This is a genomic window from Sutterella massiliensis (assembly GCF_016899755.1).
In the GTDB taxonomy this organism is placed as follows: domain Bacteria; phylum Pseudomonadota; class Gammaproteobacteria; order Burkholderiales; family Burkholderiaceae_F; genus Sutterella; species Sutterella massiliensis.
In genome coordinates, this window is record NZ_JACJJC010000012.1 from 55,584 (window position 1) to 74,490 (window position 18,907).

General features: G+C 58.2%; 17 protein-coding genes and 1 pseudogene. 9 read left to right on the forward strand and 9 right to left on the reverse strand.

Annotation, left to right across the window (positions count from 1 at the left end; all coding sequences use genetic code 11):
- The first annotated feature begins 232 nt into the window (after positions 1 to 232).
- Entirely contained in the window at positions 233 to 1,021 is a 789-nt protein-coding gene (locus tag H6A60_RS08280; RefSeq protein ID WP_205103343.1) for a YczE/YyaS/YitT family protein, read from the forward strand.
- Positions 1,022 to 1,177: 156 nt separating this feature from the next.
- Here the strand turns inward: H6A60_RS08280 and H6A60_RS08285 are convergent, their stop codons facing one another.
- The 3 genes from H6A60_RS08285 to H6A60_RS08295 form a co-directional block, all read right to left on the reverse strand.
- On the reverse strand, positions 1,178 to 3,622 hold the full coding sequence (locus tag H6A60_RS08285) for a sulfatase-like hydrolase/transferase (RefSeq protein WP_239477663.1): 2,445 nt from the start codon (positions 3,620 to 3,622) through the stop codon (positions 1,178 to 1,180).
- Positions 3,623 to 4,111: 489 nt separating this feature from the next.
- A complete protein-coding gene (locus tag H6A60_RS08290) occupies positions 4,112 to 4,759 on the reverse strand; it encodes a DedA family protein (protein WP_205103348.1) in 648 nt (215 codons plus the stop codon).
- A gap of 31 nt (positions 4,760 to 4,790) precedes the next feature.
- Positions 4,791 to 5,423, reverse strand: coding sequence for a hypothetical protein (locus tag H6A60_RS08295; protein ID WP_205103349.1), 633 nt, complete (start codon positions 5,421 to 5,423; stop codon positions 4,791 to 4,793).
- Between the two features lie 358 nt (positions 5,424 to 5,781).
- Between H6A60_RS08295 and H6A60_RS08300 the strand changes: the two genes are divergently transcribed.
- From H6A60_RS08300 to H6A60_RS08310, 3 genes are all read left to right on the forward strand, one after another.
- The gene (locus tag H6A60_RS08300) at positions 5,782 to 6,120 is read left to right on the forward strand and encodes a P-II family nitrogen regulator (protein WP_205103351.1); all 339 of its coding nucleotides are present in this window, start codon (positions 5,782 to 5,784) and stop codon (positions 6,118 to 6,120) included.
- A gap of 171 nt (positions 6,121 to 6,291) precedes the next feature.
- Positions 6,292 to 7,581 carry an ammonium transporter gene (locus H6A60_RS08305; RefSeq protein WP_205103352.1) on the forward strand — a complete coding sequence of 430 codons (1,290 nt, stop codon included), beginning with the start codon at positions 6,292 to 6,294 and terminating at the stop codon, positions 7,579 to 7,581.
- Between the two features lie 308 nt (positions 7,582 to 7,889).
- The gene (locus H6A60_RS08310) at positions 7,890 to 9,062 is read left to right on the forward strand and encodes an iron-containing alcohol dehydrogenase (protein ID WP_205103354.1); all 1,173 of its coding nucleotides are present in this window, start codon (positions 7,890 to 7,892) and stop codon (positions 9,060 to 9,062) included.
- 305 nt (positions 9,063 to 9,367) lie between these two features.
- Here H6A60_RS08310 and H6A60_RS08315 read toward each other — a convergent pair whose 3' ends face one another.
- Genes H6A60_RS08315 through H6A60_RS08330 form a run of 5 tightly spaced genes read right to left on the reverse strand, consistent with a single transcriptional unit; the run spans position 9,368 to position 13,506 of the window.
- Complete coding sequence (locus H6A60_RS08315) at positions 9,368 to 10,639, reverse strand: RNA-guided endonuclease InsQ/TnpB family protein (protein ID WP_205103356.1); 1,272 nt, start codon at positions 10,637 to 10,639, stop codon at positions 9,368 to 9,370.
- A 60-nt stretch (positions 10,640 to 10,699) separates the two neighbouring features.
- Complete coding sequence (locus H6A60_RS14435) at positions 10,700 to 10,924, reverse strand: DUF8462 domain-containing protein (RefSeq protein WP_500691529.1); 225 nt, start codon at positions 10,922 to 10,924, stop codon at positions 10,700 to 10,702.
- On the reverse strand, positions 10,870 to 11,493 hold the full coding sequence (locus H6A60_RS08320; RefSeq protein ID WP_205103357.1) for a hypothetical protein: 624 nt from the start codon (positions 11,491 to 11,493) through the stop codon (positions 10,870 to 10,872). Before H6A60_RS08320 ends, H6A60_RS14435 begins: the two co-directional genes overlap by 55 nt.
- A 40-nt stretch (positions 11,494 to 11,533) precedes the next feature.
- Entirely contained in the window at positions 11,534 to 11,887 is a 354-nt protein-coding gene (locus tag H6A60_RS08325) for a P-loop NTPase family protein (RefSeq protein ID WP_205103359.1), read from the reverse strand.
- Positions 11,884 to 13,506, reverse strand: coding sequence for an amidohydrolase (locus H6A60_RS08330; RefSeq protein ID WP_205103361.1), 1,623 nt, complete (start codon positions 13,504 to 13,506; stop codon positions 11,884 to 11,886). Before H6A60_RS08330 ends, H6A60_RS08325 begins: the two co-directional genes overlap by 4 nt.
- A 225-nt stretch (positions 13,507 to 13,731) precedes the next feature.
- Between H6A60_RS08330 and H6A60_RS08335 the strand changes: the two genes are divergently transcribed.
- Positions 13,732 to 14,106 carry a GNAT family N-acetyltransferase gene (locus tag H6A60_RS08335; RefSeq protein ID WP_205103363.1) on the forward strand — a complete coding sequence of 125 codons (375 nt, stop codon included), beginning with the start codon at positions 13,732 to 13,734 and terminating at the stop codon, positions 14,104 to 14,106.
- 16 nt (positions 14,107 to 14,122) lie between these two features.
- Here the strand turns inward: H6A60_RS08335 and H6A60_RS08340 are convergent, their stop codons facing one another.
- Positions 14,123 to 15,169, reverse strand: a complete 1,047-nt coding sequence (locus tag H6A60_RS08340) for an IS630 family transposase (protein ID WP_205103365.1) — start codon at positions 15,167 to 15,169, stop codon at positions 14,123 to 14,125.
- Positions 15,170 to 15,676: 507 nt separating this feature from the next.
- Here H6A60_RS08340 and H6A60_RS08345 point away from each other — a divergent pair.
- From H6A60_RS08345 to H6A60_RS08360, 4 genes and pseudogenes are all read left to right on the forward strand, one after another.
- On the forward strand, positions 15,677 to 16,420 hold the full coding sequence (locus tag H6A60_RS08345) for a thiaminase II/PqqC family protein (RefSeq protein WP_205103367.1): 744 nt from the start codon (positions 15,677 to 15,679) through the stop codon (positions 16,418 to 16,420).
- Between the two features lie 730 nt (positions 16,421 to 17,150).
- Positions 17,151 to 17,432, forward strand: coding sequence for a porin (locus tag H6A60_RS08350; RefSeq protein WP_205103369.1), 282 nt, complete (start codon positions 17,151 to 17,153; stop codon positions 17,430 to 17,432).
- Positions 17,417 to 17,582, forward strand: a pseudogene (locus H6A60_RS14225) (transposase); the annotation flags it as partial. The gene H6A60_RS08350 and the pseudogene H6A60_RS14225, both read left to right, overlap by 16 nt.
- A gap of 468 nt (positions 17,583 to 18,050) precedes the next feature.
- The gene (locus H6A60_RS08360) at positions 18,051 to 18,728 is read left to right on the forward strand and encodes a hypothetical protein (RefSeq protein WP_205103371.1); all 678 of its coding nucleotides are present in this window, start codon (positions 18,051 to 18,053) and stop codon (positions 18,726 to 18,728) included.
- The last annotated feature ends 179 nt before the right edge of the window (positions 18,729 to 18,907 follow it).

Here is an 18,907-nt window from a genome sequence, read left to right on the forward strand (position 1 = left end):
ACGAAACCGAGGACGCCGCCCGAGAGGCTTCTTCCACCTTGGGCCGACGCCTGCCGATTCGATTCGCATCAGGACGATTCTTACATCGCCCAACTGCATCGCCGGCAGGCTTTTCGTTCTGAGAGAAGCTCTTCGAGCAGTTTCCAGACCGATGAAGCGGGGAGATTCCTGCAGCAAAAGCGCCCAAGCAACAAAAAGCGAGCACAAAAGAAGAAAGGGAAAGAAAAAAAATATGGATCAAAAAGTCGAACAAAAACAACAATCCCAAGATCAAACCTCAAATTTCGCAGCAGCCAAACAACCGAAGGCGTCCGAGCGCCGCCTCCGGCAGCTTGACGTTGCCGACGTCGAAACGCCAGAAATTCGTGCCTACGCGGAAAAAACCAAGCGCATCGACATGGCGCTCAGGATCCTGCTTCTCCTCGCTGGCATGTTTGTCGCAGCCTTCGGCATCTCACTCATCGCCGTTCTCAACCTCGGCTCAACGCCGATCAGCTCGCTGCCGCTCGTTGTCGCGGCGATTACGGGGCTTTCCTTCGGAACGACAACCTTCATCGTCAATCTGTTTTTTGTTCTCGGACAAATCGCGCTTTTGCGGCGAAAATTCAACCCTTGGAACCTGCTTCAGATTCCGTCCGTTTTTGTTTTTTCGATTTTTATCGACCTCTCGATGCATCTCCTCTCAGGCGTGACCGGTTTCGGCTACGTCACCGCGCTCGCACTCTCGCTTGTCGGCAACCTTCTGCTCGCGTTCGGCATCGTCATGCAGATCCGCTCGAAGACACTCGTGCAGCCCGGTGAAGGCATCGTGCTAGCGGTTGCCGTTACGCTCAAAAAGCCCTTCGGCTACATGAAGATCTGCAATGACGTATCGCTCGTCGCGACCGCCGCCGTAGTGAGCTGGTGCGTGCTCGGCGAAATCATCCAAATCCGCGAAGGCACGCTCCTCTCGGCCGTCCTCGTGGGGCTCCTCGTCAAAGCGATCGACGGTCTGCGCCGCCGCATCACGGGCAAGGACTAAGCGGGGGCTTGCGCGCAAAATTCAACTGCTGACGCAATCGCTGCGAGCGAGCAGCGCGCTTCCCGAAATAAGGAAGTGCGCCGCTCGCTTTGGTCATTAACTATTTTTGTATCTCTCCGTTTTATACAGAGAAAAGAATTTAATTTTTCAATTCGACTAATCACCCTCCGTCAAGTCGAACGCCTTGCGGTAGGTCTTGCTCTCGACGTTGAGGAGCCCGAGAACGGTCGAGTAGAGGTGCTCATGCGTGGCGTCCTTCTTCGCGCGTTCGGCAAGCGCCGCGCGGTCGACGCCGTAGGTTTCCGCAAACGCGTCGGAGAACCACATCACCATCGGCACGACAAGCTGCTCATCGGGCGCCATCATGTAGGGGGCGCCATGAAGGAACAAACCGTTTTCCCCGAGGCTCTCGCCGTGGTCCGACACCCAGAGCATCCCGGTATTGACGCCCTTTTCTTCTGCGGCTTTTCTGAGCACGCCGATCGCGTCAGCGAGCACCGAATCCGTTTCGATCACACTGTTGTCGTAAGCGTTGCGAATGTCTTCGATGGGGCAGCTCGAAAGGTCTGCGGCCGTGCATTCGGGGCGAAAGACCTTGCGCTCGTCGGGCGAACCTTTGAAATAAGCGGGACCGTGCGAGCCATACATATGGAGGAACAAAACCGTCGTTGAACCGGGCTTGAGATCGGCCGCAGCGCGCGCGATCTCGCTCGTAAAGACCGCGTCGTAACAGACTCCGTCGGGACAGTTCTTATCATCCGCGGTTGGCCGGCGCGAGGGCACGCCCGCGCAGACGCCCTTGCAGCCCGACTGGTTGTCGATCCAGAGCACCTCGGCGCCCGCGCGCTTCAGAACATCGGGGAGCGCCTCTTCGGCGAGGATTCGCTTGCGGTCATAGTCCGAGCGGCCGATGCGGTTCATCATGCATGGCAGCGACACGTCCGTCGACGTCCCGCAGGCTGCAACGCGCGGGAAGGAGATGAGATCCTTGACGGTCGAGAGCTTCGGATTCGTCGCGCGCTCGTAGCCCGAAAGCTGCCAGTTGGCCGATCGCGTCGTTTCGCCCACGAACACCACGAAGAGCGTGGGCTTTTCGGACTTCGTCGCCAGGACGGGCGTCGGGTCAACAACGGCGCGCACGCGCTTGGCGTCGGGGCTCGCATCGGTCGCAAGCGTCCGAATGCCCGAATAAATGACGTTCACGGGTGCGATCTGATAGCGAAGCGTCTTGTCTTCGCGCATGACGCCCGCAAAGGTCTGGAAGTTGAGGAAGATGATGCCAACGCCCATCGCGAGGAAGACAAGTGCGCCGAGCGTACGCTTGGCGCCCGTCTTGAGGCTTTTGCCGAGGCGCGCGAGACGCGAGCCTGCAGCGCACTCGCCCTTGGCGCCGCGCCCGGCAAGCCAAGCGGCCCACAGGGGCGGAACGGCGGCAAAGAGGAAAATCGCCGTCGTGCGAACGCCCAGGTACTGCGAGGCTTCGCGCACGTCGGTCGCAATGAAATTGCGCACCATATCGGGCGTAAAGATAACGCCGTAGAGCATCGCCCCCGTGAAGCCCGTTGCGCCGCAGAGCGCAAAAAGGGCGGCCATCAGGCGAAAGAGCGGCTTGGGGAGCGCCGACATGAGCGTCAAAAGCGCCGCCCCCACAAAGAAGAACGCCGCGAGCGTGCCGAAAAGGAACAGCAGCTGGTCGCTCCCGGCACGTTCGAGCAGCTGCTTGGCAAGCGGAATATCGAAGACAAAGGTCCACCAAAGCGCAGTGAGAACGATCGCGGCAGGCAGTCCCATGGGCGACGTGAAGGCCGCGCGAATGTTCTTATTGATCGTGCCGCGGGCAAACATCTGCGCATAGATTCCGGCGCAGACGAGCCAGTCGATCAACATCGTCGCGATGTTGTGCGAAGCGAAGTGCGCCCCCTGCATGAGACGCGTCGTCCCGCAGAGAATCCCCATCAGCATTGCAAACGCAAAACCGAAGCGCGCGGCGCGCGGGTGTTCGTCGCGCAGCATGAAGTAAAGCGAAAAGAGGCAGAACCCGGTTCCCGCGTGTCCGGCGGGCCAGCAGTTCCCCGAGCGGAAAAAGAGCGAAAAGCTCGGGTCCACAATGATGCGATTACCCCCGAAGGGTTTCGCGTCCCACGGACAGGAAACGCCAGTCGTGCCTTTCAACCACCAAACGAGAAGAACGCTTGCGGCCATCCCGGCGAGCAGATAGAGAAGACGCTTTTCCGGGTTCGAGAACCAGCGTGCGGCATAGGGTGCGCGACCCTTGCGGCGAGCGAAGACGGCTTCGACAAGGAAACCGATCGCACCCAGAGCAATCACAATCGGTACGGCCTTGAGGCCCTTGTGAAAAACGGTCGAAAAGAGGTCAACCCCGTACCAGGGCCAGCTGCTGCCGTTGAAAAAGGGCTTTGAGATCGCTACATCAAGCGAGTGCGGCGCAAAGAACACCATGACGGCAAGCGCGAGCGCCGGCAAAAGGAGCCAAGTTCTCGCCGACCAAGGCCTCGCGCCCGCCCCGTTCGTGCCGCCAGAAAGCGACGCAAGCGAAGAAATTTCACGTGCTGCGAGTCGGTTTGCCCGCCAGTGGACCATCGTTTTCCTCCCGAGATTTGAAAAGGGATTTCGGATGGTTCAAAGGTAGAAATCGGGCATCAAAAGCCCGAAAAACCGGCGTCAAAACGGCGCCAAATCGACTGAGGCAGCGCAAAGAGTTTTGACGCGATTTGACGCCCGGCAACGAAGCCGCTCGCTTGGAAGGCAGCATGGAAAAATAAGCGAAAAATCCTGCGGTGCAAGCAAACCGCAGACTTTCAACGAACGACCCTTAGTCGTACGGGCGCGAACGCGGTGAGCGAATAGCCGGCAAGCACCGCGTCAAATGACGCGGATAGAAAGCGCACTTGTATTCCTCGCAGGGCTCGACGCGGTATTCGGCCAAGCGCTTCGCGCAAACACTGCCGCTCGGGTAGTTCACGCGATTCGCCTCATCGTGCACGGTCACCCAGAATCATCGATTTGGCGGCAACGCGAAAAGGCTTCAATTTTGGCCGCCAACGCGGCAGAAGCCCGCACGAGCATTGCTTAGCGGCACGCTCGCTTCTTAAGCCCGAACTTCGCGGCAAGCGCGACGCCCACGGGACCGGCCACAGCGCAAAAGAACGCAAAAAGCGTGATCGCCGAGAGGTTCTCGAGCACAAACGGCATGCCGCCGAAAAGCCGTCCAGCCGTCAACAGCGTCCCGATCCAAAGGACTGCTGCAATAGCGCTCAAAAAGAGAAAACGATCGCGCGGCATACGCGCCGCGCCCGCTACGAGCGGCACGAAAGCACGAACGATAGGCGCAAAACGCGCAGCAACGATGGCTTTCCCGCCGTGTCGCTCGTAGAAGTCGTGCGCAATCTCAAGTCGTTCGGGATCGATCCAACGGATGCGGCGCGCGTAGAGCTGCGCGCCGAGAAAAGCGCCCGTTTCATAGCTCAAAAGATTGCCGACGAAGGCAGCGACCGAGAGAACCGCAAAGAGCGTCCCGAAGGCGAAAACCGCCGTCATCGTGAGCGTGCCGCACAGAAAAAGCAGCGAATTGCCGGGCAGAAAAGATACGGGCGCAACCCCCGTCTCAAGCGAATAGACGGCAAAGAGAATCGCATAAGCGACCGTTGTGTCAAGGCTGCCGAGCACGGTGAGAAGTGCATCGGCATTCGTGACGAGCGTGAAGAAATCAACCGCCATGACGATTCATCCTTTCGGGCCGCAGAAGCGCTCAGCGAGGCACGCGAACGCCGAGCGCATTCACGAGGCGCAGCGAAAAGAGCGCGCAGATGAGAGCCTCGATGTCGCCCGCCAATGCTGAACCCGAAGCGTGCCCCGGCAAAAAGAGCGCCGTCGCGTACGTCGCGAGTGCCGCCGCTGCCGCCCAAACCGCAATACGGCGCGCCTTTTTCGGGTGTTCGGGGGCGAAAGCGTAAGCCGACACGATGAAGAACGACTCGAGCGAAGGCTCCAGCCCGCAGGCTTCAAGGACGAAAAAGAGAATGCTTGCCGAGACGAAGAGCCGCAACGCGCGTGCCGCTACGCGCGCGTCAAGCCGGATAAAGAGCCGTGCGCTCGCCTCACGCGGCAAAAGCGCGCTGATGAGAACAAGAAGACCCGAAGTCAAAATGAGTGCCGAAAGAAGTCCTTCGCCGAGCGCTTCGAGTGCGCCGCTCACCCTGAAGGCGAGCCGAGCCGTCTCGAAGCCGTCCCCAAACGTGAGCGCCGCAGAAAAGAGTTCCGCCGAAAACGCAAAGAGAAGCATGGCGATCGCCGCACACGAGGCACTCACCACATCGGCCTTTGTCGGTCGAACGCGTGCGAGCCAAAAAATCGATGAATTGATAGGCGGGACGCTGGCCATGTTTTTCCTCCACTTCGTGCGTTGCGCCGGACGCGCTCGAAGCGCCTTGGCGGCTTGTCGAGCCGCTCGTCAAACGCTTCGTCCTTTGTGCGCGTTCTGAGCGCTTTTTCTTCGGACATCACCGTCGATTTTTGACGCCGCGCGCCAAAAATCGCGTCAAAGCGAACTCAACATCGCGTCAAAAACTTTGCGTCAAATCAGCTCTTTGGCATCTCCGAGCGAAGCATTCCTCCCAGACAGCCGTCGACCCGTTCCGCTCAACTTTTTCGGCACGCTTTTTGCTTCCAAAGTCAATAGCGGGACTGGTTTATCCCGCCTTTCGAAAATAGACAGCACATCAGCGAAAAGGATTGACGCCATGAAGCTCATCACGCTCATCATCAAACCGTTCAAGCTCGACGAAGTTCGTGAAGCGCTCGCCGAAGCGGGCGTACACGGCATGACCGTCACCGAAGTGAAAGGCTTCGGACGACAACGCGGTCACACGGAGCTCTACCGAGGCGCCGAATACGTCGTCGATTTTCTGCCGAAGATCCGTATCGAAACAGCCGTCTCGGACGAGGCTGCCGACACCGTGATCGAAGCGGCAATGGCTGCCGCCAAAACCGGGCGCGTCGGCGACGGAAAGATCTTCGTGACGCCGCTCACCGATGTCATCCGCATCCGAACGGGCGAGCGCGACGAAGCCGCGCTCTGATGCGGGCATTGACACAAAAGGCGCGTTCTGCACCGAATTGATGCACGCTGCACCCGCCGGACGGCAGGTGTTGCCGCAGACGAAAGAGAAAGCCACACCGCCCCTGCAAACCAATACCAATGACAAAAGCGTTTCGGCATTGTCCGATGCGCAAACCCCTCGGAAGTAAAAATGAAAACGACAAAGTCTCTCTATTCCTTGAAATTACTTAGCTTAGCGGCGCTTTCGGCTGCGGCCACCCCCGCACTTGCCGAAACCGCCGCGCTCGACAAGGCAGACACCGCTTGGGTTCTTGCGGCTGCGCTCCTTGTTCTCTTCATGACCATTCCGGGCATCGCGCTTTTTTACGCCGGCATGGTCCGCAAAAAAAACATCCTCTCAACGCTCGCGCAGTCGTGCGCAATCTGCGCCGTCGCTTCTCTGCTTTGGTGGCTCGTCGGTTATTCCATCGCGTTCTCGGAAGGAACTGCGTTTGCGGGCGGCCTCTCCAAGGCCTTCCTCGCCGGCATCGGCATCGACACGCTCTCGGGCACAATCCCGGAAATCCTTTTCGTTTTCTTTCAGATGACGTTCGCGATTCTCACGCCCGCACTTATTGCAGGCAGCTGGGCAGAACGCATGAAATTTTCCGCTCTTCTTCTTTTCACGGTCGCATGGAGCCTTCTTGTTTACGCTCCCGTCTGTCACTGGGTGTGGGCGGCAGACGGCTACTTCTTCCGCCTCGGCGCACTGGACTACGCGGGCGGCACCGTCGTGCACATCAATGCCGGCATTGCAGGCCTCGTCGGCTGTCTCATGCTCGGCAAGCGCAAAGGCTACGGTACGCAGGCATTGCGCCCTGCGGACCTGTCGCTTGCTGCGGTTGGCGCCGCCATTCTTTGGTTCGGCTGGATGGGCTTTAACGGCGGCTCCGGGCTCGCCGCAAACGGACGAGCGGCCATGGCGATCGTCGCCACGCAGATCGCTGCGGCCGCCGGTGCGGTTGCTTGGATTGCACTCGAATGGCGTCTGCGAGGAAAACCCTCGCTTCTCGGACTCGTTTCGGGCGCCGTCGCCGGTCTCGTCGCCGTGACGCCGGCTTCAGGCTTCATTCTTCCCGCCTCGGGCGCCGCAATCGGCCTCCTCTCGGGCATCGCCTGCTTTTTCATGGTGAGCATCGTCAAAACCAAGTTGGGCTATGACGACTCGCTCGACGCTTTTGGCGTACACGGCGTGGGCGGCATCATCGGAGCACTTCTGACGGCCTTTTTCGCCACGAGCGACGTGACGGGCGCAGCGCTTCCCGGAACGGGCGAGCAGTTGCTCATCCAGTTGCTTTCGGTTGCGGCAACACTCCTCTACGGCGGGCTCATGAGCGCCGTCATCCTCTTTGTGATCAAGTCGACTGTGGGACTGCGCGTGAGCGAAGAAGAGGAGACGCTCGGGCTCGACCTCGCGCTGCACGGCGAGCGCATCGAATAGCGAGAACCGGCTTTACGCACTCGGGCGGCGCTTTCGGCAAGGAAAGCGCCGCCCTTTCTTTGTCCTGAAACAGGCTCCCAGAGGAAGATCCCGTGACGGGCTGGCAAGTGCCGACACGGCGGACGAACGTCCAAAAATTGCCGAATTCGGCCGAGCTTCCTACAATTTCCTCTGTTGCGGGCCGCCTGCGCCGAGGTGCGGGAAGCGGCCGGACGCCATTTTTCGAACGTTTAAAAAAGGACGAGACGACGCTCGGGAGGGGCCGGACTTCTTCTTTTGCCCGACCGCGCGCCGCTCGATGACAGCCCATGAAGTTCATCCAGTTTTCGCCCGTCAAGCTTCTTTTCGGTCCGGGCATGCTCGACAAGCTGCGCGACGAACCGTTGCCCGGCCGCAAGGCGCTGCTCCTCACTTCGCGCGGGACCTCCGTCGTGAAGAACGGGTCGCTTGCGCGCGTTGAAGCCGCGCTTGACGCTCAAGGCATTGCGTACGTTCACGAAGCAACGGTCGAACCCAATCCACTCACGACGACCGTCATGGCCGCGGGCGCACGTGTTCGCGCCGAAGGGTGCGACTTCATCGTGGCGCTCGGCGGCGGTTCCGTGATGGACGCGGCGAAAGCGATCGCGATTGTCTCGACGAACGAAGGTCATATCTGGGACTACGTGCAGCAGGGCCGCGGCGGCAGAAAGCCGATTGCGAACGACCCGCTTCCGATCGTCGCCATTTCTACGACAGCGGGCACGGGCTCGGAAGTCGACGGCGGCGGCGTCATCACGAACCCCGAAACGCGCGAGAAGATCGGCGTCAACGGCCACATCGGCCTCTTCCCGAAGCTCGCGATCGTCGACCCGGAACTCATGCTCACGGTGCCGCCGCACCTGACGGCCTATCAGGGTTTTGACGCGCTCTTCCACGCGATTGAAGGCTACGTCACCAAACGCCCGACCTACCTCTCCGACATGTACGCGCTCGAGAGCGTGCGCCACATCGCCGCGGGCCTTGCGCGCGCCGTGAAGGACGGCAACGATCTTGAAGCACGCGAACACGTCGCTTTTGCCAACACGCTTTCGGGCTACGTCATGACGATGACGCGCCTCACGAGCCAGCACCCGATGGAGCATGCCCTTTCGGCCTTCCATCAGGAGCTGCCGCACGGCGCGGGCCTCATCATGCTTTCGCTTGCCTACTTCGGCCACATGATCAAGACGGGCGCGAGAACGGCACGCTTCGTCGAGCTCGCCCGCGCACTCGGCAAGCGCGACGCGGTGCACCCCGAAGATTTCCTCCGTGCGCTTCACGAGCTGCAGATTGCCTGCGGCGTCGACAACCTCAAGATGAGCGACTGGGGCGTGACCTTTGAAGAGATCCCGGCGCTCGCCGCGAATGCCCGTGACGCGGGGGCCGCACTCTTTGAGCAGGACCCGGTCGCGCTCACCTTTGAAGACACGGTCTCGATCTACCAGGCCGCCTGGCGCTGATGCGGTGCTTGCGCTTGCCAGCGCTTTGAGCGGCGGCAAGCGCAGCTTTTTCGCGTGAAAAGCCCGTCCTCCGAACCGACAGCGGCTTTGGGAGCGGCGGGCTTCTTGTCTCGCCCACCACCTTTATCGAGAGCGTGCGTGGCGCCAGAGCCACGAACACCGAGCCGAATATCGCTCAACGTTGACATCCTCCCCGTCATGAATGGCGGGGATTCCTTCAAATCCCGCTTGCGCGGCGATTGAAGGCTGGTTCCTGCTGATGGCTCAGAAGCTCCGTGCAAAGGACACGGTTGCATCCGAACTCACTACACAGGCGATGCGCTTTTTACGTGCGCGCTCGGACCTGTCCGGCCCTTCCTCAACACGTTTTTTGCGCCGACGATGTCGGCATTTTCATTGTGGCCGCAGGCTGTGCAATGGAAAACCGCCTGTTTGGGCCTGTTGCGTTTGTCGCGACAGCTGCAAATCGGGCACGTACAGCTGGTGTAGGCGGGCGGAACTTTTTCAAGCGTGCCGCCTGCCTTCGTGAGCTGCCAATCCAATGCCTGACTGAGACCGTAGAAGCCCGTTCGAAGAATGGCCCGATTGAGCCCCGACTTCTGCCTGACGTTTTTGCCGGGATTCTCAGCCGTTCCCTTCGCGCTCTTCGTCATGTTCTTCGTCTTCAGATCCTCCGCATATACGCAGCCGTACTCCTGTGCGAGCGCACGTGCAGTTTTCTGGTAGAAGTCCTGACGAATGCCGCGCATTCTCCGGAAAAGCTTCTGAATTCTTTCCTTAAGCCGACGACGTTTCCGACTCGGCTTGGTTTTGTCGAACGGCTCCGCGAGTCCCTTCTCCTCAAGCTTCTTTCGAGAAGACCGATTGAGCGACAGCTTCCGCTGCAGCTTTGCAATCCGCTTCTCGATGTCTTTGAGCGTGTCCGTATCGAGGTCGTAGAACTTGCCGCAGCTTGTCGCCACAGCATGAACAACGCCGATGTCAATCCCGACATCAAGCGCTTTCATTTCGGGGCGGACAACATCGAATTCGGTGGTGAAAACAACGAACCAGCGGCCGCAGTCCTTGTTGAAGTGAATCTGCTTCACCGTGCCCGACGAGAGCGACCCGTCCGCATTCTTGAATGCGATCGGCCGCGTCCTGCGGTAGCGGATCCAGCCGATTTTCGGAAGTTTGACGCGCCCGTTGGCGTCGTCAATGTCGTCGGGTTTGAACTGCGGTATGCGGAAGCCGTCTCCGATGTCCTTGGCTTTGAATTTCGGCCACTGTTTGTGAGCGGGATCGCTCTTCGGCCTGAAGCTGTCTCTGACAGCCCGGTCGAGGTCGCGGAGCGCCTGCTGAAGCGGCTGAGACATCGCCTCCTTGAGAAAAGACGTTTCGTCAGCCTTCTTCCACCGCACCAGCTCGGAAGCCATCTCGCAATAGCTGAGGAGCTTGCGGTCCTGAGCCTTCCGTTCGTTCTGTAGCTCGAGAGCTTTGTTGAACACAAAGCGGCGGCATCCGGCATTCCGACTTAAAGCGGAACGCTGGACTTCGTTGGCGAGGAGTTCAAACTTGAAGCTGCAGAAGATTTTCATGATGTGAGAATCGTCGCACATCTTTAGTGCTTGAGCTCGATTTTTGATCCCTTAATCGCGTTATGCGCGATGGGCCTTATATCCTCCCCGTGAACGAAGAGGTTTTACGGCCCGTTGGATAACCGGAATGAGCGCCGACGCAAACGCTACATAGCCTCGACGAGGCGAGTAGATGAAGCCTTTGCGAACGAGCCGGCGCTTAAGCGCAGCCGCCGCATGAGGCGCCAGCATCAATGCCGCCCGAATGTCGTTGAGCCGCAGCGAGTCGTCGCCAAGCACCACCATCGCCTGCAGAAAGGCTCTCTCTCTGGAGCAGCCAGGCAGTCGAAGCGAAAGACATCGTGCGCAATCTCGTCGAACGCATCGGCTTTGGCGAGCTCAACGTCCCGCATCGTAATCACTTGCCCGCGCGACATCTCCCACACGCAAGCCGCCCAAATCCGCAGCAAAAGCGGCGAACCGAACGATTCTTTCACCATGACGTCGAGCGCATTCGGTGCAATCGAAGCACCGGCCTTTTTGAACGACGTCACAAGAACGCTTTTGATCGCTTTCGGTGAAAGCGGCTTGAGGTCGCAAAAGAAGAAAAGCCGCTCGGCATAGGCCTTGGCTTCTGCAGCGAGTCTGGCTGCATTGGGCAGGCCCGCTCCGACAAACATGACGGGCAACGCGAGCTGATTGACACGATGAAGCGCCGCAAGCAGCGCAGCCAAGTCCGCTTTTGAGAGATTCTGCAGTTCGTCAACAAGCAGCAGCCAACCCATACCGATCGCTCGAGCGGCGTTGCCGACCGCTTCGAAACGATCGGCGAGGTCCGTCTCAAGGCTGCCCGACGGCTCGCTCTCGTTCGGCAAAATCGCAACTGCGCCACCTGTCGCTTCAAGTCGATCCGACTCAGCAGAGCGCCAGTCCGCATAGTCTCGAAAATGCTGCGAGCACGCGCTCAATATCCGCTAAAAGCGCAGCACCGAACGAAGCGCCGCTCAACACCTCAAGCCGCAGCACGAGGTAGTTCGATTGCGCCGCGAAATCGCCGATTTCTTTAAGTAAAACCGTTTTTCCCGAACCGCGCGTCCCGAGGAGAAGCATCGGTCGAGCCGAACGCCCGCCAAGCAGGCGTTTGCAGGCGCCAAGCGCCGCATCAACTTCGTCCCCGCTTCCGAGAATCTCGGGCGGGCGTCCGCCTGCAAAGCGCAAAAATGGATTTTCGTTCAAATGCATCGATCGCCCGAGAGCACTGTCTTTCACGCCTCGTTGATCGCCCAAAGTCGCACGCCGTCGCGCCACGTCGACGCAACGCGAATGACCGCGATCGCCTCGGGCGGCACCGCAAAGGGATCGTCCGTGAGCGTCACGAAGTGCGCCCGAGCGCCCGGTGCAATCACGCCGATCGTCCCCTCGGTCGGCATCACCTTCGCAGCGCGTCCCGTGTAGAGCGAAAGAGCGGTCGCAACGTCGACCGCGTGCGAGCGACCGAAGTAGCCGCCCTCGGCATCGCGCCGCGTGACGGCGGCAGCGATCGAGACGAAAACGTCGTCGGCGTCGGCCCAAGTCGTCGCCGGCGCGTCGGACGAGAGCGCAAAGGGCTCAACCGCGCGCGCAATCTCATCGACGGCGCACGCCGCATTGAGGTTCGCCTCGGTGAGAGCCGATCGATAGCTTCGCCATTCGGCAAAGGGGAAGATCACCTGCGTCGTGAGCGCCGGCTGCAGCGCCATCCGCGCGATGCGCGCCAGGTGATCGGGGCGCATCATCGTCACGTGCTCCAAACGAACGCTCGGCACGTCTTCGAGCCACGGCGCTTCGCTTTCAAGCCAGTCGAGAATCGTGTCGATCGAACGGTCGCCCATGACGTGAATGGAAAGCGCAACGCCGTTGCGCCTCGCGTACGCGAGCGCCGCACGGAAGACGGGTTCGTCAAGCGTCATGAAGCCCGCGGGTCGATCGCTCTTTTCACCGGGGGCGAATTTGAACGCTTCGCGCATCGCCGCCGTGCGGCCCGACACCGAGCCGTCGCCAAAAAGCTTCACGCCTGCGTAGCGCACCGGGCCGCACTTCTCCTCGTGAGAGAGCTCGGGAACGCCGAAGGGATCCGTGCCGCCCTCCCAAGCGAAGTAAAGGTTCACATCGACGGGCACGCCCGCCTCGCGAGCCTTGCGCCAAATAGCGAGCGCATCATCGGAGGCGCCCGGCCGACGGCGCGGCATCATTTCGGTTGTCGTCAGGATCCCGTGCGAGAGATAGTGCTCGCGAAGGCGCAGCATGCGGTTCACAATCTGCGCTTCGTCGACCGTTGGACGCACGCGGTCGATCAAAGCCGAAGCGGCCGTTTCGATCAAAAGACCGTTAGGTTCGCCAGAAGCATCGCGGCCGATCTTCGCGCCCGCAGGATCGGGCGTTTCGCGCGTGATGCCCGCGAGCGCAAGCGCCGCGGAATTGACGGCGCAGGAGTGACAGTCCGAGCGGCGAACGACGACGGGCCGATCGCGGCTCACGCGGTCAAGATCGGCGCGCGTCGGCGAGCGGCCTTCGGCCAAAAGCGTCTCGTCGTAACCCCAGCCCTCGATCCAGCCCGAACCGCGCTTGGCCGCCTCCGAGGCGGCAAGCGCGGCGACCATCTCTTCGATCGAATTGACGGCAGGCGGCACGCAGGCCGTGGTTTCGAGCGCTTCGGCAATCATCATCGGATGCGCATGCGCTTCAATAAAGGCGGGCGCGACAAAAGCGCCGCCCAAGTCGACGACGCGCTCGTCGGGGGCCGACACGGACGCATCGTCAAAGCGGCCGTTCTCAACGACGAATTCGGTCAGAAAGGGCCGGTCGGCCAGGCCGACAAAGGCCTTGAGATTCACGAAACGGGTACGCATGGTCAGAGTTCCGGTGTTGGCTGCACCCAAAGCGCGCAGCAAACGGGTGAAGCAATTCGTGTGTGCTCGGTCAAAACATGAGAGACTTTACAGCGGCCATCGGCTGCGGCTCGCCCCGAAGACGCCTGAACGCCGCCCGAACCGCAGGCTCATTTGCGCCGATCGGCCTTTCTCTACGCAGTTTGCACAACGTTGCGCACCTTCCCGCACCACAATTCAACCGCCATGCCAACTTCAAAAAGCAGCCTCGCCGAAACGCTCGTCATTCGCCCGGAAAATGCGGCCGATCCCGCCGAATGCGCCGCCATTGCCGATCTCGTGGAAAGAGCTTTTCGCGCTGTACCCGAAAGCGACGGCACGGAAGGGGCGCTTGTTGCACTCGAGAGTGAGCGTATTGTCGGACACGTGCTCTTTTCCCGCATGCATGTCGGCGGCGACACTCCCGCCTGGGCCCTCGCACCTCTGGCAGTTACGCCCGAAAAGCAGCGCATGGGAATCGGAAGCGCCCTCGTTCGCCGTGCGCTCGAACGCGCTCGACAAGCTGACAAAGCGCCGGGTGCACCGCGCTTTGTCATCGTTCTCGGAGACCCCGACTATTAACGAGAAGGTATAAAAGTTAACAAACTGCAGCCGCGTAGCGCACGGGTTCAATCTCAAAAATTTTGAGTATTCGGCGTGTGCTGCGCGCCATTTTGGTCATAACTTTCATTGTTCGTTTTTTGAGACCCTCTACAGCCGCCGGTGCACGACTTCGAATATTCGTTTTCAATGCACGATTGACGTACTCATCCGGGTTCAACTCAGGGCTGTAGGGTGGCAGGAAGAACAATTCAATTCGGTCTTTGTGCTCGTCAGCCCATTGCGATACAAGCTTGCTTTTGTGGACTTTCAGATTGTCGATGATCAGAAAGATTTTTCTGTCCTCATCCTCGATCAAGTTCTCCAAAAACTCAATGAAAGACTGCTGATTCATTGGCTTGTCCTGAACTTTGAAGCGCAATAACCCTTGGTTTGAAATGGCCGAAATCATCGTAGCTGTTTTCCAACGACCATCATGGCATTTCAATACCGGCGTCTGTCCTTTTGGCGAATAACCCGTTATCCAATTGGCATCGTGCTTGACAGCTGTTTCGTCGCCCCAGTAAATCACGGCATTTTCAGCCTTGGCTCGTCGAGCAATGGCAGGATATTGCTCCTGCTTCCACTGGCGAACTCGCTCATCATCCTGCTCAATTGCGCGGCGTGCCGGACGTTGGGCGCTCATTCCCCATGAACGAAGATAGACGCCGACAGTAGGCAGCGAGAGCTCAATTTGGAACTCGCGCTTGATCAGAGCCCTTACAGCCCGGCGCGTCCACAGCGCAAAATCGAACTTGAGCTGCTTTGGGTTCTTGTCAATGATCATCTTGCGAATCTGAGATTCCTGTGCCGGCGTGAGCTTCGAGCCCATTCCCTTAGGCCGGCCTCGTTGGCCACCGGCAGTTGCTTGTTCTTCAGTACTAGCGGCTGCGTTGCGGAACCACTTGTAAACCGTACCTCGAACAACGCCCAGTGCCTGGGCAATCTCAACGACACGAAAACCCTCGCGGCGCATGGCAAAGCCACGTTCGCGAAGGACCTCTAGTTTCTCAGGACTATGTCTGCGGGCATCTGTTGCTTTCATAGCCCCAATTATATCAATTGTTAACTATTTTACAATCCGGTTAATAAACAACGCTATCGTCGAACTTTTGATTTCTTAGCTCAAATTTTCCTTAGTGGATGTCACCAAAAAAATTTCTGTGGTTTCCGGCAACAGGGCATTTTGCTGAAGCGTCTAAGGGAGATAAGTTTCCCAACCTTTTGTGTCAGGATATAGCTGATTCAGAAGCAAGTCACGTGTTTTGCTCCCATGCCTTTGTCTTGCATGCCAAGTTTTTCACACCAAGAACCTTTGGTTGAGCGACGATTCTCACATGATTTTACGTACCTAGCTGAACATAACTCTCGCGGATAGAAATGATTCTTATTCAGACTCAGCGTGGTGAAGGCGTGAGTTCAATCCTTGTCACTTGTAGCCTGAAGATGATCCCGATCAGAAAGAAAAAACAAGTAGTTATAGGCTGCAGGAACAGAAAAATAGTCAATAATCACTGTTGGCCAATTTTTACAGCAGGAGAAACTGTTTGTTATGCTGTCTAGACGTGATTGTTTAAAAGCTGTTTTTTGCACAGCTTGTTTTATTTCAACCAGCGGAGCATTTGCCACACAGCTAGAGGCGAGGTGGAGCCAAAGGGCATTCTTTGCGGCAGGTTCAAGCCTGCAGGCTGTCAAGCGGCATGCCTTTTTGCGCGGAGCGTTTGGCGGTTCGTTGGATAAGAAAAGATTTTCGACGTATCTTTGTCAAAACATCGGCTATCTTGACAACTATGCTGCTTGTCTGGATTTGCTGGCGGTACGGTTGTCTCGGTGTCAAGGATTTGCACAGGAAGTTCTGGAACTAAAGCAGTGGGCTCGGGAAACGCGCGATTTGCGAGTTTGGACGATTGACTACGTAAAGCGATTTACGGGACGGCAGGTTGTTCCGGCTGAGATTGTTCCTTTGCCTGAATTGTTGGCATATCAGGATTTTGAAGCGCGGGCAGCGAAGTCTGAAGATTTGGGAGCAGCAATGGCTGCTCTGCTGCCCTGTTTCTGGATATGGAATGAATTTGGAAAGGCACTGCGGCCTACTGCTGAGCTTCATAAAAATCCGTTTTGGGAGTGGGTCGAGGGCATGGGCTCAGAAGCGGCTGACGTGTCGGCGCAAAAGGCAGCGGCAATTGCCGACAAGCTGGCTCAGGACGGTTCGCAAGCATTGCAGGCACGCATGACGGATATTTTTGCTGCTGGCTGTTGGCTCGAATGGCAACTGTTTGACGCTGTCATGCGTTAACCAGGGAGTTGGAGCCAGTGCGTTAGGGATGAGTTCACGGCTTGCTCTAGCGGCAGGCGCTTTGAAAATTTATGAGCGACATGTAATACGGCATCACGCAAAACAGGGTGCAACAACAACTGCGTTGAGACACTAGATGCCGTTGTAGTCAGCGAACGTTTCCGTGTAACCAGTCAAACACAACGCAAGAGCAGGATCTAAATCGAAGCAAAGGTCAATGGGGACACCTGTTTTTTGCGCGTCAACCGTGCTGTAGTCGGGAATCAGATCGGCTGATTGGAAGTTTCCAAAGCCGAGACAGACAAAGGTTTCGGACAACAAAATAGATCGGCAATCGTGTTTTCCGTACAGAATAGCCGAGCAATTGGGCAACATAATTGACGATAGGTACCGGACAATCAGTGCTCTGATAGCGGCGCAGTTTTTTTGGGGAAAGGGAGGCAAAAAATTGAAGTGGTATGGACAAAAGACGAAGAGTTGTTTTTCGGGGAGTGACAAGTCCGGAAACGGGCTCCTCCAAAAGCAATAACGCACGTTGTGCTTTGAAGCTCTTGGTCAGGAAGGAGTTGGAACCCCGTACATCAGGTTCAAAATGGACGAAAGTGTAGAAAAATTACAGCAAAAACCATATAAGATGTGAGATTCGTGTTCCGACCCAGCAATATTGTCGGAATTTTCGCATTCTATCGGACAGACGCAGGCAAGAAACATCTTAACGAATTAACTCATTATGAATAAAATCCTCACAACATCAGCGATTTTGACAGTCTTTTCTGGTATTGCGGCTGCAACGGAGTTAACACTCTACGGCGTAGTGGATACGGGCTTTACGTACCAGCATGCCGAAGGCGGCGACGACTCGTTTGCAATGACATCAGGCAATTACGCCGGACCTCGCTTCGGCTTTAAGGGTACAGAAGATTTGGGCGATAATCTGACGCTCGGTTTTGTCCTGGAGGCGGGTTTTAACAGCGATACGGGCACGCAGGGTGAAGACGGAAAATCTTTCTGATCATCGACAATCTGAAAGTCCACAAAAGCAAGCTTGTATCGCAATGGGCTGACGAGCACAAAGACCGAATTGAATTGTTCTTCCTCCCACCCTACAGCCCTGAGTTGAACCCGGATGAGTACGTCAATCGTGCATTGAAAACGGATATTCGAAGTCGTGCACCGGCGGCTGTAGAGGGTCTCAAAAAACGAACAATGAAAGTTATGACCAAAATGGCGCGCAGCACACGCCGAATACTCAAAATTTTTGAGATTGAACCCGTGCGCTACGCGGCTGCAGTTTGTTAACTTTTATACCTTCTCGTTAATACTATTCGCGCTTTGGCTTCACGCGGGCAGCGGATTTCGGCATTGCCGTGCCCGAAGGCTTCCCGCCCGAGTGTTTTCTCGCTCTCGAACTCGTGCCGGGACCGGCGCTCGCCAACGCGCGGGTGCGCTACGCCGCCCCTTTCGGCCTCTGAAGGGCGTGCATTCTTGAACGAAGCGCGCAATCGCACCGCTCGCTTAAGCGCTCGTTCGGCGATCGTCTCGTTAGTACGGTTGTAGACCGAGCGCTGCGCGAGAAAGAATGGAATAAAGGTCGACCCCGTACCGACCGCAGCAAGCCAAGGTAGGCGTCATGACAAATTCGGTAGAGCGCAGCGACTTTTTCAGCGCGGAAGATTTCGATGCCGCACTTTTGTGCCAAGAGCGCTACTGCTGCGTTCAAGCGGCACCCGACGGCGTCTATGAAATTCCGCTCGTCCTCTCGGATATCGCCGACGCGGCTGACTCCGACCTGCCGCTGCCGCTTCCCTACCGACGGCTCAATGCCGACGTGCTCGAGTACATCGAAGATGCGGCGGTCGATCTGCCGAAGCGCGCCGCCGCTCGCATCGTCGTGTACCTGCCGATCGGCAAAATCGCGCCGGGCCTTGAAAGCAGGCTCAACGCCTATCTCGGCCTCTACCGTCGATTGAGAATCGACAAAGTGAAGCGCCTCGAGCGACGCGCCCTCAACGATGTGCTGAAGGCGCTTCTCTGGGGCGTCGTCTTCATGCTCTGCTGCCAGATCGTTCGGTATTTTGCGGACTTTCCCAGCCTGCCGACCGTCACAAGCACGATTTCCGAAGGAATGCTCGTCTTGGGCTGGGTCGCGCTTTGGAATCCTTACGACCGGCTCCTCTTTGCCTGGAGCCCGGAAGTGCGGCGCCGCAGACTCTTGGAGCGCATCGCGTCTTTCCCGCTCGTTCTTCGACCGCTCACGGGCACGGCCGCCTCGCGGCTTGCCGTCAAAACGCCCGAATCCGGCCGATGAATCGGCTCGATGAGGCCGATAGCGCCGCAGGCCCAAGATGCTCCAATCAATGCCCGGCAAATGATAGTTTTGAAGCTATATATTCCCGCATGGGCATGGGCCGGCGCGCCCGGCTTCTGTAGAATCCTCTGAACCGTCCGCGCACTGACGTCGGACACCCGAACACCGAAGGACCCCCG

Bases quoted from the DNA above. Each gene is read 5' to 3' on its own strand.
- H6A60_RS08280 (WP_205103343.1), top strand. From the start codon at position 233: ATGGATCAAAAAGTCGAACAAAAACAACAATCCCAAGATCAAACCTCA.
- H6A60_RS08285 (WP_239477663.1), bottom strand. From the start codon at position 3,622: ATGGTCCACTGGCGGGCAAACCGACTCGCAGCACGTGAAATTTCTTCG.
- H6A60_RS08290 (WP_205103348.1), bottom strand. From the start codon at position 4,759: ATGGCGGTTGATTTCTTCACGCTCGTCACGAATGCCGATGCACTTCTC.
- H6A60_RS08295 (WP_205103349.1), bottom strand. From the start codon at position 5,423: ATGGCCAGCGTCCCGCCTATCAATTCATCGATTTTTTGGCTCGCACGC.
- H6A60_RS08300 (WP_205103351.1), top strand. From the start codon at position 5,782: ATGAAGCTCATCACGCTCATCATCAAACCGTTCAAGCTCGACGAAGTT.
- H6A60_RS08305 (WP_205103352.1), top strand. From the start codon at position 6,292: ATGAAAACGACAAAGTCTCTCTATTCCTTGAAATTACTTAGCTTAGCG.
- H6A60_RS08310 (WP_205103354.1), top strand. From the start codon at position 7,890: ATGAAGTTCATCCAGTTTTCGCCCGTCAAGCTTCTTTTCGGTCCGGGC.
- H6A60_RS08315 (WP_205103356.1), bottom strand. From the start codon at position 10,639: ATGAAAATCTTCTGCAGCTTCAAGTTTGAACTCCTCGCCAACGAAGTC.
- H6A60_RS14435 (WP_500691529.1), bottom strand. From the start codon at position 10,924: ATGGTGGTGCTTGGCGACGACTCGCTGCGGCTCAACGACATTCGGGCG.
- H6A60_RS08330 (WP_205103361.1), bottom strand. From the start codon at position 13,506: ATGCGTACCCGTTTCGTGAATCTCAAGGCCTTTGTCGGCCTGGCCGAC.
- H6A60_RS08335 (WP_205103363.1), top strand. From the start codon at position 13,732: ATGCCAACTTCAAAAAGCAGCCTCGCCGAAACGCTCGTCATTCGCCCG.
- H6A60_RS08340 (WP_205103365.1), bottom strand. From the start codon at position 15,169: ATGAAAGCAACAGATGCCCGCAGACATAGTCCTGAGAAACTAGAGGTC.
- H6A60_RS08345 (WP_205103367.1), top strand. From the start codon at position 15,677: ATGCTGTCTAGACGTGATTGTTTAAAAGCTGTTTTTTGCACAGCTTGT.
- H6A60_RS08350 (WP_205103369.1), top strand. From the start codon at position 17,151: ATGAATAAAATCCTCACAACATCAGCGATTTTGACAGTCTTTTCTGGT.
- H6A60_RS08360 (WP_205103371.1), top strand. From the start codon at position 18,051: ATGACAAATTCGGTAGAGCGCAGCGACTTTTTCAGCGCGGAAGATTTC.